We start from the raw sequence: 17806 nt of genomic DNA on the forward strand, positions 1-17806 counted from the left end.
CCGGCGGAAGCGGAGTCAGCGCGCGACAGCCGCTGCTTTCAAGGCGCGCGGTGACGATTGGCAGGAGTAGCACGGTGAAAGACAAAGACACTCATATTGCTGCCGCTCTAGAGCGGGTGATGGAGCACGTGGACGCTATCGATACATTGGGCGCGAGCCTGGCGGCCGGCCTTCATGCCGGCGTGGTCACTCACGATCACGTCCAAACACTCATGATGATGATGGCTACGCAACTACGAGGGCACTTGAAGGAGTTAAGTGCCGTGATGGGGCGGCCTTTGTTGTGATGCATGACGATCATCTTGTCGATGGTCATCCCCTATATAGAGAGGTTTGCATGGGCGTCACTGATTTGGCGTTTGCCTACAAGCACCACCCCCTGCGAGCTCGACTGATCAACACGGTCGCATGGTATGACTTAGCCGATCTATGTGCCTTGCTGGGCCGACCATCGCCCGATGACGCGATCGCCTTCGTGACTGCCTGCCATCCCCAGCGCTTACGCCAGCTGGCCGGTGGCGGTAGCACCCAGTGGATAGACGACGACGGGCTATGGTCGATCGCGAGCCTTGCTGGTTATCACGTCACCGACGATCCGGTCCGCTGGCTTTTTCTGGAAGTGGCGCCGAAGATCCGCCACGCCATGTACGAGCAAGCGCCCAATGGGAATGCCCCCGATGTGCGCGAACTGTGGCATGTGATTGACCAACTTATCGACATCGGCGAAATGAGGGACTACGGCCGCGATACGGAGATGCTGGCCATCAACCTCAACGACGCGATGCTTGCCGCGTTCCGTCGTGGCCTTCCCTTGCCCGGCAAGGCAAGAACGAACCGCCTCCTCGCATTATCCAGAGCCCCGCAATACCGGGGGCGGACGTACGTCACCCACCACGGTCGCGAGATTTCCTGTCTGGTCTTCGATCGAGCTGACCCGGAGCTCATTCCAGGCGTGCATCAATTTGCATCACGCACCACCTCATAGAGATCCCCCTCCACCGTAGACCTGACAAGGCTCGGCGCTAGCGCATCCGTTGCATCAAAAGTGAGGAAAGAAGTGCGCAGGCGAGGAGGGGGGACGACCGCGCGCGCTGAGGGCATCGGGCCCTAATTTGTTCAGATCTTGACCAGCCGCTATGGCCTCGATGGCGAGCCACCACGCCCTCAACCAACTCAATGGGTGCACGAGCGCAGTGACTACTTGGTCAGCCGTTGCAGTGAGCGCAAAGACGACGTGGCCCAGCACGCCCTGGCACAGGCCGCCGGTGCAATGGAGAAGATTTAACACTTTCCTCTTGCTGACGACCGACGCCCCTTGCTGGAAGGCAGCCGGCTAGACGCGGCTAGACGGCACCGAGCAAGTAGGTCATTTTGGGATCGCGCCCCTCTTCCTCACCCTCACAACCAGCTTAACAGCCAGATAAATGAGGCCGACAAAAACAAGCGAATTCAGCGGAAGAAGAATCGTGAGCATCTCGCCCGAGTAGTGGCTTCCAGATGAACTAAACAAGCTCATGAGCGAAAAAATTGGAAAGCCCATAGCTTGATTCCACACATAGTCGGAATGTTTAACGCAGCCTTCCAAAATCCCACAATTAGCTATCTTGAGAACACTCGTGAATGTCAGCGCGAGATGCAGGAAAAATATAGCCCAAAATAGCGCAGCCTTGATCCAAGCTTTCATGGTTCACCAGTAGGGATTCGACGCCCCCCGTTTTGAGTAGCGAATCGATTTGGAGTCCAATCCCTCAGTCGAAGGAGATTGGACGAAGACGCCTTTTACCGAAGAGCATATCTTCGAGATGGCGCAACTCGTTCCCCACGCCAGGATGAGTGCTGATCGCTTCGCTGTTGTACCGCACACCAACGCCTCAGTTGGGCGCTAGAACAGAGTACCCCTAATTGATAAGTATGAAGTGGAACTCAGAGACAATTTTGCCGCCACGAATCAGCGCGTAATAGTACGGATCCCCAACATTTGTAGATCGACCGGCCCTTAAACAGTCGACCAAACGTAGTTGATCTCCTGGCCGAATGCTTGCGGTCATTTCAATCCACTCCGGATAGCTTTCCGGCCTTGGATTACCCATCCTCTTTGCATCTGCAATGACTTCGGCCTGACTGAGCGGAACTGATACCCGGCAACTCGGAAAGCCTAGCTCCCTGGCTATCGACTTTGGCTCCATCTCTACCGCTGTTGGTGCAGAGGCGCAGCCGGCAACCGCGAAAGCGATGGTGATGGCAGCGACGAATCCGCAGCCCACGGAAGCCCCACCGGAGCGAGAGCGTTCATTGAATCGCATCGGAAGCCTCGTTGAAGGGTGTCTGATGATCAAGATTGAACTGCGGGTTGGCCCAGCCGTGATTTTGTAGGTCGGCACCAGAATAGAGTGTATGGAGAATTTCGTGCCCAAATATCTGGCCAAGATTCTGCGATGATTTGCCGCCACCGTTGAAGAATGTAACTGGACCTTCAGAAGGCGCCCCTCCTGATCCGGGGGGCGTGGAGGCAATCACGAAGGAACTTGCTTGAGCCGCCGCTATGGTCTGGATAGTCTCCATATGACTGACGATGCTGGCTCCGGATATTTTTTGATCCGGAATTTCCAGCTTCTCGCTCCCCTTGATTGTGACCTCCCCTCCTTTAGCTGAAAGATCCTTGGCCGCTGAATATTTGGCTGTCATCGCGGCTTCCGCGCGAAGTACGCGAGTTCCCATGTTGGTACCGAAAAGCCTGGAAAACATGCCTCCGCTCGACAGGGCTTGCTCCCGCGAAATGGTATTCCCATCCTTATCTTTGAACGAATCGAAGGTGCATTCGGCCTTTCCATCCGTCGTCCTGCACACCCGGCCGTCAGGATCCACGAATCTTGCAGGGTTGTTGTTAGCATAAGTGTATCGGCCGAAGTTAAAGAGAGCTCCTGACTTTGGGGATACGGGGTCACGGCTTAAAAAGCGCCCTGCCATGGGATCGTAATAGCGTGCCTGCATGTAGACGAGCGCCGTATCGGGGTCATTCACATGCCCCGTATATCCAAGGCCGGCCGACGGGTTGCCTAATGCCTGACTCCCGTAAGGCCTGTAATCGAAAGTCGCAGTGATATTTCCGCTCGCATCAGCTTCAGCTAACGGAGTGCCCTGCGGGTCGGTATAAACATACGTGACCTTGCCTGCCTGTGCGGCCAGACAAGGAAGCAGCGTCAGTAGGACGTACAAACCTTTCCGCAATCCAGCCAGCATAGCTCTATCCATATGCGTTGAAATCAGGTCCGCGCACATCACAGTGACACGGTTCTGTAGTCACTCCACCCCGAACATCCCGCGCTATTACAGGCGCGCAGCCGGTACTGGATGTCGCCACTGACGTCGGTGAGTTCACTGAACGAAGTACTAGGCCCCGTATAGGCGATAAAAGTGCCATCGTTGGGATTGGTTTCTTCGAGGTCGTACCTGGCGGCGCCAGGCACAGACGACCAGTTCAGATTCACATTGTGCTTGGTCCCACCACCGCTGAGGCTATAGTCGGGGGCAGCCGGCGTGGCGGGAATGCGGGTGACCACTACATTTGCCGTGCCGCTCCAAGGCCCGCACCCGCCGGCGTTGCAGGCTTGCGCGTGATACCCATACGTGGCGGTACCTTTGCCCGACGCACCCCAACTGGTCGAACCGTTGGCCTGTACTTGCGTCCAGCCACCGCCGTTCACCTGCTCCTGCAGGTTGTACGACGTCGCGCCGCCGACCGCCGACCAACTCACTGTATAGCTGCCAGAGTTGTTGCTGCCAGGCGCGCTGATACTCGGCGCGCTGCCCGGCGGGATTGTCACGGTGACCAGGGAGCTGTTATTGACCGCGCCGTTCCAGCCGCTCGCGTTGAAGGCGGCAACGAAGAACTGGTAGCCACCGGAGGTCGTCGCCGTGACTGTCACGCTGGTTGCGGCGGTACTGGTGATGAGCGTCCAGCCGGCGCCGTTAATGTTCTGGTACAGGTCGTAACGCGTGGCGGTCGGACTGGCGTTCCAGCTGACCGGAATCGGGCCGTTGCTAGTTGCCGGCACCGTGATGCCGGTCGGCGTGGGCGGCGGCAGCAGCACGGTGGTGGTGCCCGTGCTGCTCCATCCGCTTGCACAGCCGCCCACGTTGCAGGCCTGCACGCGATAGCTGTAGTTGCCGTTGCCGCGGCCGCTGGTGGACCAGTTGGTGTTGCCGTTGGCCTGCATCTGCGTCCAGCCGCCGCCGCTGACGCTCTCCTGCAACGTGTAGCTAGTGGCCGTGCTCACCGCGGTCCAGCTGATGGTGTAGCTGCCGTTGGTGCTGTTGGCCGGTGCGGTCAGTGTCGGCACGCCGGTCGGCGGATGCGTCACCACCAGCGCACTGCTGCCAGCTTTCCATGCGCTGCAGTTGTAAGCATTGCAGGCTTCCACGCGGTACTGGTAGGTGCCATTGGCAAGACCGCTCAGCGCGGTGGTGGTGGCGGTGCCGTCATACAGGCCCGTCCAATTGCTGCCGCCGTCGCTGCTCTGCTGCACCACGTAGTGGGTGATCTGGCTGACGGAAGCCCAGCTCAGCGCAACGTTGCCGTCGGCGCTGGCCGCCGGCACGCTCAGGCTGGCCGGGGCCGGAGGCACCACGCCGTAGGTAGTGTCCACCGTCACCGCGCTGGATGTCACCCAGCCACGCGTGCCGTGGCTGTTCTTGGCTTGCACCTGGTAGGTGTAGCTACCGCTGCTGGTACCCGGGCGGCTGATCGAGGTTGCCGTGGTGTCGGTGGCGATCGCCGTCCACGCGCCGCCGTTGACCGCCTCCTGCACGTCATAGGCGGTGGCTGACACCGGCGCCGTCCAACTCACCGTGTAGTTGCCGTTGACGATGCTGCCCGGCACCGTGATCACCGGCGCCACCGGCGTCACGCCCAACACGTTGGAGACGGTCCAGCCGCCGACACAGCCACTGGCCGCGCATGCCTGCACCCGATACAAAAATTCGCCGCCGTCCTGGTTGATCACCGCCAGGCTCGGCGTGCTCAGCGTGCCGCTTCCCGCTATGTTCCAGCTGGTGCCGCCATCGGCGCTCACCTGCAGGTTGTAGCCGGTGGCGCCCGGCACCGCCGTCCAGCTCACCGTGTAGCTGCCGGCGCTGGGATTGGCGCTGAAGCTGATGCTGGTGGGGTTGCTGAGCTTGAGCGATTCGTTGCGCGCGATCAGCTTCTTGCCCAGGTACACGTAGTTGGTGGCCTTGGAGCTGTTCGCATCGAAGGCGTATATCAGCTGCCCGGCCTGCGTGTAGAAGTAATACGTCGCCCCCGACCCGTTCGTCGGCGCCTTCACCACGCGCCGGCCCGCTGCGTCGTACTGATACATGTCGTACCCGGGGATGCCGGTGAGCTGGTTCTTCTGATCGAAGTTCAGCGTCACCCCGTTGCGGCGGGTGACATTGCCGCGGGTGTCGTACCCCAGAGTGATCACGTTGCTGCCGCCTTGGGTGATGCTGGCCAGGCGCTTGCTGCCGTCGTAGTTGTAGGTAAAGGTCTGGCCGCCGCTGATCCGGCTGGCGATATTGTTGACCGGGTCGTAGCCGTAGCTCTCGCTGCCCCACAGGTGCGTGGCCTGGGCCTGGGTCAATCGGTTCAGCGCGTCGTAGCCGAAGCTCTTGGTCCGCGTACCGTCGATCAGGTCGTTGATGGCGGTGATATTGCCGTTGGGGTCGTAGCTGAAGTCCTCGCTCAGCTTCAGCGTGCCGCCGCTGCCGTAGCTGAAGTTGCTGAGCAGCTGGCGGGTGTTCTTCTGCACCGCGTACGCGTCGCCGTTGCCGAAGGTAAACGAGGCCACGTCCCCGTCCGGGTAGTAGCCGATACCGGAGGCGTAGCTGCCCGCCTGGGTCGCCCGGCCCAGTGCATCGGGCGCATAGCTGATCGCCTCGCCATCGGGGTACTGGATGGTGCTGACGGCGCCGTACGCATCATGGGCATAACCCATGCGCCATAGATCCTGGCCGTTCACCTGGAGCGACTCGCCGGTGAGCTGGCCCAGCTTGTTGCGGTAGCCGGTCCAGTAGGTCACGCCGGAGTTGGCGGTCTGCAAGTTGCCCAGCAGGTCGTAGGTGTAGGTGGTGTTCTGCGTACCGCTCGGTGGCGTCAGTGTCCACAGGCGGTTCATGGGGTCGTAGCTGCGCATGGTCTGCGCCGCCGCCGCGACCTGCTCGGCGCCGCAATCATCGCCGGCAATGCTCAGGCCCGACGCCGTCCAAGCTACGTTGTTGGCGCCGTCGTAGGCCGTCACCTCGCTGCCGCTCTCCGGTTCAGTGGTGCGGCACAAACGGTGGTAGCTGTCGTAGACCAGGGTCTTGGTGACATCGCCGCTGAAGCCGTTGGCGCTGCCCCACTGGTGGATCACCTGCGGGTTGCCATACACGTCGCGGGTGATGGTCTGGTTGACGCCTTCCGGCGCCGTCACCTGAGTCACCGCGTCGTAGCTGGGCTGGTCGAACACCTGATAGGTGGTGGTGGTGACGTTGTTTCTCGGATCGGTGATCTGCCTGCGCGCGCCGGACAGATAGGTGGTGAGCGTCGTCAGCGTGCCCAGCTCTGAGTTCTGCTGGGTCTGGGTCAGGCGGCCCAGTGCATCGTAGGTGCTGCTGGTGCCGGCGGTGATCGTGCTCAGATCCGGCGTTCCGTTGACCGGATAGGATACGAAGGTCTTCTGGCCCTTCCAGTCGTAGTCGGTGCGCGCGCTGATCGCGGCACCGGTGCCGGCGATCGCAGCGGTGCTCAGCACCGGGCGCAGCATCGCGTCGAAATACGTGGTGGTGACCGCGTTGCCCTTGGTGCTGGTACGGCGCCAGTGGTTAGCCGGCACGCCCTGCTCGGCGGTGCCGACGTAGGTGTAGGCGAAGGTCTTGGGCAGCCACGCCACTTCGTCGCCGGCTGGGTAGCTGATGCCCGCGATGCGGCCGATCGCGTCGTAGCTGTAGCTGGTGGTGCTGCCGGCCTGGTCGGTGATCGAGGCGATCTGGCCGAAGTCGTCCACCACCAGGCTCTGGGTGGTGCTGTCCGGGTAGCTGATCGACTGCGGAATGCCGCGCTTGTAATTTCCCAGCGTGGTGGTGTGCTGGTTGCCGTCGGTGAAGCTCGCCAACTGGCCCTGGGCATTGAACGTGTAGCTCATCACCAGCTGGCCGAAGCGGTAGCGCTGGGACAGCGTGAGGGTGTTCGAGTCGTAGTTGTACTTGTCGGTGGTCTCGCCCCGGGTGAGGTTGTCCACCTGGGTGGGTAGGCCCAGCACCCAGTGCGGCAGATCGTTGAGGTAGGCGGTCTGCTCCTCCACCACGGCCTGACCATTGTTGTACTGGCGCTTGACCTTGGTAGTCTGCGCAAAATCGTTGAACGCCTCGGCCAGCCAGGTATAGGTATCCCCGTCCTGCTGGATATCCTTCTGTAGGAGCGGCGCCACCTGCGAGGTCACAGCCGTATTGAGGCGCTGACCCTGGAAGCTGTCGCCGAACCAGCTGGGCCATGGGCCATTTGACTCGCTGGCGTACTGGTCGATTTCCGCGCGCGCGACGGCGCTGCTCGTGTTTCCGACGTACATGTCCGTGCGCAGCATCCTTCCTTCGGTGACATTGAACCAGTTACTGAAGGTGTAGCGCGTGGTTCTGCCATCCGGATTGACCACATCGGTCCAGACTGTCGATGGGCAGCTGTTGTTAACGCAGTCGTTGTCCCAGCTGTCATTGGCTGGCGAATAGTTGTAGCTCCAGCTTTGCGATACGGGCAGGCCCGCACCACTGAAGGTCTTATTGGTGATCGTGTACGAGTACCAGGCTCGCGGAAAAAGCGCGTAGCCGCTCTCGTTGTCTCCACCCCAGCAAGATTTCGGCGTGTGGGAGCGGCCATGTCTGATCGCAGCAACGGTGAACGAGCCCGTGAGTCCGGAAGGATGGGTAATGCTGCCAGACCAGGAGACCGGCCCAAGCACGCCAGGGCTGTTGCAATCGCCGAGTATGGCTGGCGTCAGATCGGGCTGGTACTTGAGGTTTTCCATGGCAAACCCCCAATGACTCTGGTCCGGCGGGGTCACGCTGGTCAGCGTCGGTTGTCCGGTGGCGGGAAACGTGCCGTAGCTGTACGTCCAGGTCCGTGGCGCGACGCTAGCCGGTTGCGCGACGACGCTGGCGACCGTGCCATTGCTGTTGTACCGCAGCGAGATCTCGCGCCCATCGCTGGCGGTGATACTGGTGAGGTTCGCTCCGGTGTAGTTGTAGTGCAGCCAGTTGCCAAAGCGGTCTTCGACCTTCGTGACCAGCAAGGCGGCGTATTCGCGATAGAGATCGTCCGTTTCTCCCTCTGACAGCGGTATCGGCTTGGAGATGGTCGGTGCCTGGCTATAGCCGAAATGATCGAATGTGTACTTGGTGCCATCCGGAGCAAGCGCGAAGAACGCCTCGCGCGTCGAATCGTTGGCGGCCTGCGGCAGGCAGCCAATCATCCAGTGTTTTTTGGTAAGCGCGGGAAACACCTGCCCGGGTATCCGCGGTGCGTTGACGTAGTTGCCGTTGGCGCGGCCGAGAATGTCCTGTGAATCGCCGCCGGGCATGACCAGCTGATAACCATGCCACCACTCCTCCGAACCCCAGTTCTGGCGGCTGGTGATGCCACCGGGCTTCAGCACGATGGGCGGGATACCTATATGCGTGCAGATCGCCAAGGGCGACGGGCCGTCGACCATCCAGCCCTGCACGTTCTGCTGGGTCGCGACAATGGTGGTGATGCGGGGAAGATCGAGATCCCAGTCGGCGAATGCCCCGTTGGCAAAACCATCGGTATCATCCTTGCCAGTGATGCGGAACGATCGCGTCAACTGCAACAGCGGACCCGTGCCAGACAGGCTGATGTCTGCCTGTGAGAACGATAGATTGCCGTTGTACAGGCCGACATTCTCGCCGAAGGGATTCTCGCCAAGCGGCTGGACCTCCTCATCGACCTTGAGCAGCTTCTTGTATTCCAGCTCGGGAGAAATGCTCTGCTGGGCGGCAAGGCCCGTCGACAGAAGCAGAAGCGCGGCCGCAACCCATCCATGGCGCGAAATGCGCCCCCAACAACATGCCATGTTTCCCCCGATCGAAAGGTCGTGCCCCCGCACGCATGAGGTCTTGGAAAGAGGGCTTTCCTATCCCTATCCCACACCTCGTCGCCGCCCAGCCCGTACAGTGGGTGACTACCAAACAATTAACAGATCGAAAAATTTTGCGCAAGTCTCTTACGCAAATGACACCGCTTGATAAGAACGGCTACCACTCACCAAAAAAGGAAGTGCGTTCGGTGTTGAAAACCTTCACCGCTGACATACCTCAGTGCGGCCACGAGAATGCCCGTCTTCACTGTTTCAGGTGAACCGAGCAACTCCAACTCGGCCCCTATCGCCACTAGTTTGGCTTGCATCATGGGATGGCTGAGAAGGTCAGCGGCTCAGTCCAGCCGTGCATCAATCTGCATCACGCACCACCTCCTCAAAACCGTCCATAACGCTAAGCGCGCCAATGCTTGCCGCCACTGCATCAACCGCATCGAAAGCAAGGGGACAAGTGTGCAGGCGAGGAGGGGGGACGACAGCGCGCGCGGATCAATAACCTTCCCGCTACCGGATGGGGGCGACTCGTCGCCGTCTGACCTGGCAAGCCAGCCACGGTCATTGAGGCGGCAGCTGACGCGCATGCCAGTCCCGTAGAATCTTGCCATGACATTTCAAATTAAATTTCGCCTTCCATTGTTCGAATCCGCCTGCCTCACCGATCGCGACCGGGGGTTACCTGAAAGGCATCCATCCGCTTGCCGACGGCACGGCCGTCGTCCATCTTTCGACATACCAAGAGGACGAGTTCGAAACGTCCCTCATCCATGTCGGAAACGGTATCCGGCGGCGGCTGCCGGTTCCCACCGCGGTCCGCGACTGCATTTCGCGGTGCCGTGAGGACGAGGTGACCGAGTCCGCCAGCTACGGCGCGCCCGTGTCGTTCCAAGTGGACGAAAGGGTGGGGCTGCTGGTCACCGACCGGTGGGCGTGGCTCTTCGATCCCCGTGGCGAAGCGGAGCCTGTCGCGATAGAAATCGACCCCCTCCCCCGGCTGCGTGCATCCTCGGCAAACGCAGCTATATCCCGGTGCGTGCCGGCGCCAGCCGCGATGGCCGGGTGCCGATCATCCTGCGCCACCCGGACGCCCGTCCTGACTACCCCGGTTATCTCGCGATGCTCGAATTCGACCTAGATGCGAGTACCGCTCGCTGAAACGCTCGCGCGCTTGCGGATGGCCCGTTCATGGTGCTCTATCGTGTCGATCCCGAAGGCCTGAACGGCGTTTCCGAGTATGCGGGCACCTCGCTGGGCGATGCAGTCCAGTTGGGTGACCGCCTTCACGTGTTCACCATGGGCAGCAATACGCACTACGGCCGCATGGGCATGCAGCACCCTTCGGCGCTCGAAGCGGACGCCGATGGCTCGAACCCGCGTTGCCTGCGCGAAATCGACGAGAGCAGCCATGGCCTGTTCTCGTCCGATGGACGGCACATGCTGCTGCTTCCGTTCTTCAAGAGCGGCCCGCGCAAGGGCAAGCCATCGCTGGTCGATTTCGACTCGGGCGCCGAGACGCCGCTGTCTCTGCGCGGCCTGGCCGCTTATCACCCCCTCGCCTGCTGCGATGGATGGGTCTGGTTCGCGGGCAAGGGCGACTGGGCCGACTGGAATGCGCTGGTACTCAGCGAAGGCAAACCCGGCGAGTTGGTTGCCTGCCGAGACGACTGATGCCGCTCCGACCGGACATCTTCAGCGCGAGCCGGATGGGAGCACTTCGAGTGCGCCTGGTCCTCTGCATCCATGCCACAATGGCATGCTCGAAAAGATAAAGAAGTGCACCGAGAGCTGCTCCACCGGTGCATGTATCGAAGAATGGCGGCAAGGGAACCGGCTTGTATTTGCGATCATGCGGAGGAACGAAATGCAACGCGAATTCAAGCCATTGATTAAAGCCATCCTTATTGTCGCTGGAAGCTTCCTGATCGGCTGGATCTCCTACTGGGCCGGCTTCAGCAAGAGCCTCGAAATCAGCTTACACATAAACCAGCGTAACTGGCCTTCTCAAGCGACTGAATACGACCGCTTCGTCACCAAGCTCGACTCTGGGAAGATCGAAGAAGTCACCGCAGAGCTGAAAGCAATGAGCGCCATGTTGAAGGAGCAAGCAAGCGTACCTGTCGGCGCGCCCAATTCCGTTTCAGACCTACTTGTGCCGACGGGCGGGTTGGCACTCCTTCGTGACTACAACGCAGATCGAGCAAAGTCGGCGCAGCCACAACACGCGAATTGAAGCCTACTGGCCTGAGTAGCGACCGGAGCACGAAAGAAAGGCGGACCGTTGGCCGCCTTTTCTCTTTCACGCATCTTTGAAGCAGAAGAACCTAGCACCACTCTGTCGCGAAAACTCAATCAAGAAAGAATCCAGCTTTTCTCAATATCTCGCCGACGCTCTGCTGGCTAAGATAGCAGCGACCGTCGACCTGAATGACCTTTCCCGAGTAGCTGTAGACCAACGACGCCTTGTCGCCGATCTCGACCAGCACATTTTTCTGCCCCACGAGGCATTTGCCAGGTGTTGCACCGGACAGATGATCCAGCAAAGGCTTGAGGAACATCCGGCAGTTCCCCCCGCAGCTTCTGAAAACCCGCAGCGTCGAGGCTTTCTTGAAAGCCTCCCCTTGAAGCGAGTATCTGCCTGTACTCGCGACCACATAAAAAGATACAGACTGGACATTGCCAGCGATGGCACCGAGTTGCACCGCTTCATCCTTGGCTGCTCGATACTCGGCATGAGCCGCACCTGCCAGCAAGGAAGCGACCAGCCAACCGGCGAACATCAACATTGGTTTGTGGTTGTAGGGCTGCACGTAGTCACCTCACCGCTGGTGTCGTTGTAGTTCTTGCGCGTCGGTTCACCCAATTCTTTCGCCATCTGGACTTGAGGTCGAAAGCGGATCAGCGACGGACGCGATAGCGGATGTGTGTGGCATCCGGCGTATCGATCACCCGAACAATCTCCAACTCGACGCGCGACGGCAATACATCGAACAGTCGGAGGCCACCGCCAAATAGCACCGGGATCTGGTGGATCTGCAACTCGTCCAGCACACCAGCCTCGAGCGCCCGTTGCGCCGTGTACGCCCCAAGCATCAGTACGTTGCGGTCCCCGGCGGCGGCCTTGGCCTGCGCCATAGCGCTCTCAATCCCGTCGAGCACGTACTTCACCAATGGATAGTTCGCCACCGAGGGGCCGGGCGGGTGGTGGCTTGGCACGATGATGCGGACACCGTGATTGTCACCGCCCCAGTGATCGATCTGCTCCACAGTACGCCGCCCTGCCAGAATCGCGCCCGGTGAGTTCCATTCGTCCCACAACTGTCCGACCGCCCCCGATGGCCGGGAGAAGTCTCCATACCACTCGTGCAGCCGGTCGAAGCCGTCGCCGCCGGGGTTGCCTGGTTCGTCGTTGGGGCCCGCGATGTATCCGTCGAGTGACATGGACATGAATAGCACCGACATCGACATTTGAGTCTCCTACGGTCTCAATGACGTTCGACAGAGCTCCGCATTGCCATCTAGGTCTTTGGTGGTCATGACCTTTCCACTCTGAGGGTCAAACGCAACACCGCCGAAGTTCTTCACCAGCACCTCGGCGGATCGCATGGCTGCGATGCATTCATGCGCATCACCTCCGAACGAAAGCTGATAGGCAACGCCGCCGCTGAGGCCAGCCGTCGCCACCATCGGGTAGTCCGAGGCAAGCTCCTTCGCGTCATTCCTGAAGAAGAAAAAGCCCGTGGTCTTACCATCCACAACAAGGGGCAGAAAGCCGCTGTGTTTCGCGAGGTTTACCGGGGCGACGAAGTGCATTTCGGGGCGACTCGCCCGCATGGCCTTTTGCCAGGCGTCGAAGTCTGGCGCTCGATTGAGCGCCAGGAATACAAAGATGTCGACTGACATTTCCCCCCCAAAGAGTCTGACCACGTCGAACTATCTCAGATGTCCGCTTCGAGTCGAAAGCGAACCTTTCTAGAATATAGCGGCCAGCATCCACTGTCGCCTTGGTCAGTAAGGCGGAAGGCGATGACCTGACGCGAGCGCCGGCATGCCCCTGAGCTGCGCAGTCACCCCTGCCGCACCCGCGCAGCTTTTCTGTGACGATTTCGACGCATCAATCCACAGATGGGCCCACCATCTATTGTTCTCGAGACTTCTCACAACATCTCGCTCCGGCACGGAATTTGCGCTTGGCTGAACGAGGGGGGCACGCTATTCCGCCGGAAGTATTACCTCAACGGCTCGCATGCGGGAATACATCCTCTACGTCATCGATGCGCTGGCCGACGAGAGCAGGTGAACGGTATCCGAGAGGCGCTCAAGAACAGCAAAGGGCCGGGCAATTTCCGTAACCTCTTCATCTATGCGCCGAACGGCAAGAAGGATGGCCTATAGCTGATGCTGATCAGCGAAGTGGCAGCCAAGGACGAGTTCTTCAGTATCAAGAATGTCACACGTGACGATGTGCTGGCTGCGCACCGCGTCCCGCCGCAGTTGCTTGGCCTGGCGCCCATCGGCACCACCGGATTCGGGTCGGTGGTGCCGGCGGCGCAGGTGTTTGCCATCAATGAACTATTGCCGCTGATGGCACGCTTTCGCCAGGTCAATGACTGGCTTGGCGAAGAGCTGGTGTCTTTCAATGACTATGCAGCACTGGGCTCGCAAACAACGGCCGAAAATAGTCGATTGACTTGATGACGCAACCTTCGCATGCTACTCACTGCCAATAGCTACTCTTTCTTTTCAGATCGACCTTTTGCCCATTGCCGCTAAAGGTCCCAACTAAGTGGCCACCGGAAATATTTCCCTTAAAAGTCCCGCGAGTATCCATTTCCATGGGTACAGTGAAGGTTACCGCCGATCCAGCAACCTTAACTGGTACGACGACCGGGGCAGATGGTTCTCCTTCGCTTAACTGAAGTATGGCGAAGTAGCCAGATTTGGAAAAAACTATAAATACTTCCTGGCCTACGACATCGCCTCCCTCCCGGTTGTATTGCATGTCGGAATAGATGCCTGTCACTTTTTGACTGGAGGGCTCCTGCGCAACGCCCTTAGATGTGATGCCTAAAGCACAGATTGCGGCGAATAGAAGGAGCGCCATTGAATGCGGTTTCACAGTTTTGTCCTCAGTGCTGTTGGCCTGTTAGTCTCAGATAATCACGCGTCGCGTTATCAATCGCCGTTGCCCTATCAATGCTTGGCTCGATGAAAAAATGGGGTGGATCTGGAGTGCGGAACGCCCCTCCCCAGCTAAGTCCCGCAGACTGAGCAGCCTCTCTAATGATCTGTTGTTGCGCCGCTGGCAGCGTCGAGTAGTTGACATCCACAGCGAAGCCGCAGGAATGCAGACTTTGATCCGCAGGAGTTATGGCGTTTGGGTCATTGTGAAGCTGAGCCTGATGAGCTGGGGTTCTGTACGCACTATTGAAGTGAAGCTCAACTCCATGTGCCGAGGCATTCGCGATAAACCGCTCGACGTTCGGCGAAAATGAATCATCAAGATAAGTGGCGCCGAGCCCCGGAAGATCCACGGGTGTGAGCGCAAGCCCAAAAAAATCGAACTGGGTCAGCGGATCTCCTGCTGCATAAGCATAGGTGTTCCAGCCCGCCGCCAAACCTATCGGATCACTCTGTACATAGCGACCAGTCGCAGGCTCGTAGTCGCGATTAGTGTTGTACGCGAGGCCCCTTTCGAAATCAACGTATTGGCCTGGGAGGCGCAAGTTGAACGCATATCCCGTCGCAGAAACGGGTTGCATTTCGCCAAACGCGTTCCCCTGATAGGGCCACTGCCATTGAACTGCCCCGGTATCGTCCTTAATGACTCGCGGCGTGCCCAACTCATCCGCGGTCACATAGCTCAACTTGGCCGCTACACCAACACCATCGACGACTGCCACCGGTAGCCCACCCATCCAGATGTAGTCGCGGTTCGTCGTGCCATACTCGCTCAGCAGCTGGCTGCCTTCGTCATAGGCAAAGCGCTGGTTCGCCGCCTGCGGCGCCATGACTGCCTTCGCGACCCGCTGTCCCATCGCGTTGTAGCTGTAGTTAGCCACAGTCTGACCATTCCGCTGCACCACCGTCATCCGGTTGCGCCCGTTATAGCCATAGCCAAACGCATCGCCGCCGGTGGAATTTCCGGTGATATTGCCGTTGGCGTCGTAGGTGCGGGCACTGCTGCCGATGCTGGTAAGCCAATGCGTGCCGCTCTGGTACCCGTAGGTGCCGGTGGCGAGGCCGCTGGCGCTCTTGCTCAGGCGGTCTCCGGTCTTGTTATAGGTGTAGGCCTCGATCGCTACGCCGGCGGCATCGTTGATTGCGTTCAACCGATACAACGCGTCGTAGCGATACGTCTCCGTAGCCGGATTGGCCCCCGCCGCACTGCCCAGCGCCGTGATATTGCCCATCACATCCCGGGCAAAGTGCAGGTTGAGCGATGAGCTGGAGATATCAGTCAAAGCATAGTTCGCGTCGTATGTGCGCGTGATTAGCTGGCTGAAACCAATCTTCCCTAGCATATAGCTGGCAATTGGACCCAGCGGCATATAGTTGACCGAGTCGACGATCGTCCAGGTTGTGCCTGATGTCGTCACCGCCAGCGACTGCACCCGCCCGACAATATCCCGCTTATAAGCCACCATCGTTCCGCTGGGATACGTCAGCGCCGCCAGGCGATCCGCAAGGGTATAGGTATAAGCCACCACATCCGTCTGCGTACCCTGCGTCTGACTCTTGCGCACCACATTGCCGCGCTTGTCGTAGCAGTAGATCGTGGTGACGTTCGCTTCTACGACCCGAGTCAGACGACCAATGGGATACGAACCAGTGCAACCCGTCACGCTGTTGGGCTCGTCGTAGAACCAGGCGATGTTGTCGCTGGTCGACGGATACGAGGCCGAAGTGCGCCTATTCAGCGCATCGAAGGTCTGATTGACCTGGATGCCCCGCGCATCGGTCACCGAAGTGGCGTTGCCCGCTTTGTCGACATTGGCGCTGGAGTTACCCGTGTCGGGACTATGCAAGCCAACCTGATCACCAAATGCATTGTGGTCATACAAGGTATTTAGCGCATCCGGATCGCCGGCGCCCGCCATGCGGCCGAGTGCATCGTACTGATAGATCGTCTGCGTATTCCGCGTCGCCTGATCGCTGCCATTGAAGTCGTCGGTCGTGGCTATCACACGGTTCAAGGCGTCATAGTCGCGCTTGAGCTGGACATTCAGGCCATCAGCTGCATGCACCAGGTTGCCGTTGGCATCGTAGCTGTCCGCATAGGTGGCGCTAAGGACGCTGCGATTCAGCGCATCCTGCACCCCGGTGAGCTGCCCCAGGGCGTTGTACGACCGGGTCAAGCTGCGCGTAACGACGCTATTGCTCCCCTTCACCTCTTCCTTGGTGCGATTACCAGCGGCGTCCAGCGTGAAAGTCACATTCTCGCCATTGCCGTTACGGATAGACGTCAGGCGATGCGAGGGATCATAGCCATATGTGATGGTGACGTTGTCCGGATCGGTCACGGAGATGAGATTTCCGGCGCGGCTGTAACCGAACTGGGTGACCGCATCGTTCGAGGAGGCAGAGCCATCGGCATTGGCCCGCACCGTGCGCTTGAGCAACCATCCGCGCGGGTTATACGACAGATCGGTGATGACCCCATTCGGGTCGATGGTGCGCGTGGGCAGCCCGTTCTTGTCGTAGGCGGCAAAGGTGATGACCTGCCCAAGCGCATTCGTCACCGACTTGAGGTCGCCGTGCTGCCACTGCGTGCCGTCGGTGAGGTAGTACTGATAGGTCGTGGTCTGGGCCACGTCAATACGCGGGCTGGTCGCAGTGAGCATCAGCCCGACCAGCGGGCACTGTGTTGTATCGACAGCGGTGCAATATGTATACGTCGTACGGCGCACGCCCTCCGGGGCCGTCCCTGTATTCGAGCAGGTATAGCCGGCTGCGGATGGCGCCTGCGGGTCGATCTCGCAATAGGCCAGCACCTGACCCAGGGCGTTATAGGCCCACCCGGTAGAGGCGACCGCGTGGCCCTGGCTGTCCAGCACGGTCCGGCTCAACGGGCGGCGAATCTGCTTGTCCCACACCGTGGTGGTCGTGCGCTGTTCGGTCGTGCCCACCGCCTCGATGGTCTGCAGCAGCAGGCCATACTCGTCGTAGGTGACCTGGGTCGTTACGCCCTTGAAATCGACATACGTCGCCGGGAAGCCACGGCTGTCGTAGGTGCGACTCTTCCAATGCTGCCCGCAATCCGGAGCGCACGGGGCGTCCATGGAGCTGACGCGCACCAACCCGGCAACCGACGACATGCCGATCTTGACCGTATTGCCCAACGGATAAGTGACGGAAGCGGAGCCGTCGGCGTTATAGGCAATCTTGGTGGCGCCCACGCCGCCGACGAAGGTGGACGAGGTCGCCCGGCCCGCGTTGTCGTAGGTGATGCTCTCGTAGCGCGCGCCGTTCTCGTCCTGGATGCCGGTCATCGCGTTGGGCAGGCTGGTTTGCCCGATGTAGGCAGCCTCGTTGAAGCCATAGAGACGATAACGAGCGTCGGGATACGTCACCTGGGCGATATTGCTGCTGGCGGAGACGTAGTAGTAGTAGAGCGATTTATTGTCCGGCAGCGTGATGGAGTTCAGGCGCGCGGAGCTGTCGTAGAAGAACGTCAGCTTCCTGCC

At 59.9% G+C, this 17806-nt stretch carries 14 protein-coding genes; 5 read left to right on the forward strand and 9 right to left on the reverse strand.

Going from position 1 to position 17806, the window contains the following annotated elements; translation table 11 throughout:
• Positions 1-74: 74 nt before the first annotated feature.
• The gene (locus tag BM172_RS02880; protein WP_026634576.1) at positions 75-287 is read left to right on the forward strand and encodes a hypothetical protein; all 213 of its coding nucleotides are present in this window, start codon (positions 75-77) and stop codon (positions 285-287) included.
• Between the two features lie 50 nt (positions 288-337).
• Positions 338-985 carry a hypothetical protein gene (locus tag BM172_RS02885; protein WP_143096431.1) on the forward strand — a complete coding sequence of 216 codons (648 nt, stop codon included), beginning with the start codon at positions 338-340 and terminating at the stop codon, positions 983-985.
• Positions 986-1366: 381 nt separating this feature from the next.
• Here BM172_RS02885 and BM172_RS22025 read toward each other — a convergent pair whose 3' ends face one another.
• The 4 genes from BM172_RS22025 to BM172_RS02895 all read right to left on the reverse strand — a co-directional run bounded on the left by BM172_RS22025 (position 1367) and on the right by BM172_RS02895 (position 9101).
• Positions 1367-1684 (reverse strand): hypothetical protein, encoded by a 318-nt coding sequence (locus tag BM172_RS22025; RefSeq protein ID WP_143096432.1) that lies wholly within the window; start codon positions 1682-1684, stop codon positions 1367-1369.
• 214 nt (positions 1685-1898) lie between these two features.
• On the reverse strand, positions 1899-2303 hold the full coding sequence (locus BM172_RS22030; RefSeq protein WP_143096433.1) for a hypothetical protein: 405 nt from the start codon (positions 2301-2303) through the stop codon (positions 1899-1901).
• The gene (locus tag BM172_RS02890) at positions 2290-3240 is read right to left on the reverse strand and encodes an RHS repeat domain-containing protein (protein WP_177218770.1); all 951 of its coding nucleotides are present in this window, start codon (positions 3238-3240) and stop codon (positions 2290-2292) included. The genes BM172_RS22030 and BM172_RS02890 overlap by 14 nt, the downstream gene beginning before the upstream one ends.
• A 38-nt stretch (positions 3241-3278) precedes the next feature.
• Complete coding sequence (locus tag BM172_RS02895; RefSeq protein WP_026634578.1) at positions 3279-9101, reverse strand: hypothetical protein; 5823 nt, start codon at positions 9099-9101, stop codon at positions 3279-3281.
• A 1206-nt stretch (positions 9102-10307) separates the two neighbouring features.
• Here BM172_RS02895 and BM172_RS02905 point away from each other — a divergent pair.
• Positions 10308-10790: a hypothetical protein gene (locus BM172_RS02905; protein WP_026634580.1), complete on the forward strand. Its 483-nt coding sequence runs from the start codon at positions 10308-10310 to the stop codon at positions 10788-10790.
• Positions 10791-10983: 193 nt separating this feature from the next.
• Entirely contained in the window at positions 10984-11352 is a 369-nt protein-coding gene (locus tag BM172_RS02910) for a hypothetical protein (protein ID WP_026634581.1), read from the forward strand.
• Positions 11353-11467: 115 nt separating this feature from the next.
• Here BM172_RS02910 and BM172_RS22035 read toward each other — a convergent pair whose 3' ends face one another.
• The 3 genes from BM172_RS22035 to BM172_RS02925 all read right to left on the reverse strand — a co-directional run bounded on the left by BM172_RS22035 (position 11468) and on the right by BM172_RS02925 (position 13022).
• A complete protein-coding gene (locus tag BM172_RS22035) occupies positions 11468-11929 on the reverse strand; it encodes a hypothetical protein (RefSeq protein ID WP_143096434.1) in 462 nt (153 codons plus the stop codon).
• 88 nt (positions 11930-12017) lie between these two features.
• Positions 12018-12587, reverse strand: coding sequence for a dihydrofolate reductase family protein (locus BM172_RS02920; protein WP_026634583.1), 570 nt, complete (start codon positions 12585-12587; stop codon positions 12018-12020).
• A gap of 9 nt (positions 12588-12596) precedes the next feature.
• Positions 12597-13022 carry a hypothetical protein gene (locus BM172_RS02925; RefSeq protein WP_026634584.1) on the reverse strand — a complete coding sequence of 142 codons (426 nt, stop codon included), beginning with the start codon at positions 13020-13022 and terminating at the stop codon, positions 12597-12599.
• Positions 13023-13517: 495 nt separating this feature from the next.
• Here BM172_RS02925 and BM172_RS02930 point away from each other — a divergent pair, with 495 nt between their 5' ends.
• Positions 13518-13814, forward strand: coding sequence for a phage portal family protein (locus BM172_RS02930; RefSeq protein WP_026634585.1), 297 nt, complete (start codon positions 13518-13520; stop codon positions 13812-13814).
• Between the two features lie 22 nt (positions 13815-13836).
• Here the strand turns inward: BM172_RS02930 and BM172_RS22040 are convergent, their stop codons facing one another.
• Both BM172_RS22040 and BM172_RS02935 read right to left on the reverse strand, forming a co-directional pair.
• A complete protein-coding gene (locus BM172_RS22040; protein ID WP_143096435.1) occupies positions 13837-14238 on the reverse strand; it encodes a hypothetical protein in 402 nt (133 codons plus the stop codon).
• A gap of 10 nt (positions 14239-14248) precedes the next feature.
• Positions 14249-17806: RHS repeat-associated core domain-containing protein (locus BM172_RS02935; protein WP_051548475.1), on the reverse strand; the 3558-nt coding region annotated here is incomplete at its 5' end.

Origin of the sequence: Dyella marensis (assembly GCF_900112865.1) — a bacterium.
In the GTDB taxonomy this organism is placed as follows: domain Bacteria; phylum Pseudomonadota; class Gammaproteobacteria; order Xanthomonadales; family Rhodanobacteraceae; genus Dyella_D; species Dyella_D marensis_A.

Excerpts from the sequence above, each read along its gene's own strand:
- BM172_RS02885 (WP_143096431.1), top strand. The coding sequence starts at position 338 with ATGGGCGTCACTGATTTGGCGTTTGCCTACAAGCACCACCCCCTGCGA.
- BM172_RS02890 (WP_177218770.1), bottom strand. The coding sequence starts at position 3,240 with ATGCTGGCTGGATTGCGGAAAGGTTTGTACGTCCTACTGACGCTGCTT.
- BM172_RS22030 (WP_143096433.1), bottom strand. The coding sequence starts at position 2,303 with ATGCGATTCAATGAACGCTCTCGCTCCGGTGGGGCTTCCGTGGGCTGC.
- BM172_RS02920 (WP_026634583.1), bottom strand. The coding sequence starts at position 12,587 with ATGTCGATGTCGGTGCTATTCATGTCCATGTCACTCGACGGATACATC.
- BM172_RS02905 (WP_026634580.1), top strand. The coding sequence starts at position 10,308 with ATGGTGCTCTATCGTGTCGATCCCGAAGGCCTGAACGGCGTTTCCGAG.
- BM172_RS02895 (WP_026634578.1), bottom strand. The coding sequence starts at position 9,101 with ATGGCATGTTGTTGGGGGCGCATTTCGCGCCATGGATGGGTTGCGGCC.
- BM172_RS22025 (WP_143096432.1), bottom strand. The coding sequence starts at position 1,684 with ATGAAAGCTTGGATCAAGGCTGCGCTATTTTGGGCTATATTTTTCCTG.
- BM172_RS02930 (WP_026634585.1), top strand. The coding sequence starts at position 13,518 with ATGCTGATCAGCGAAGTGGCAGCCAAGGACGAGTTCTTCAGTATCAAG.
- BM172_RS02925 (WP_026634584.1), bottom strand. The coding sequence starts at position 13,022 with ATGTCAGTCGACATCTTTGTATTCCTGGCGCTCAATCGAGCGCCAGAC.
- BM172_RS02910 (WP_026634581.1), top strand. The coding sequence starts at position 10,984 with ATGCAACGCGAATTCAAGCCATTGATTAAAGCCATCCTTATTGTCGCT.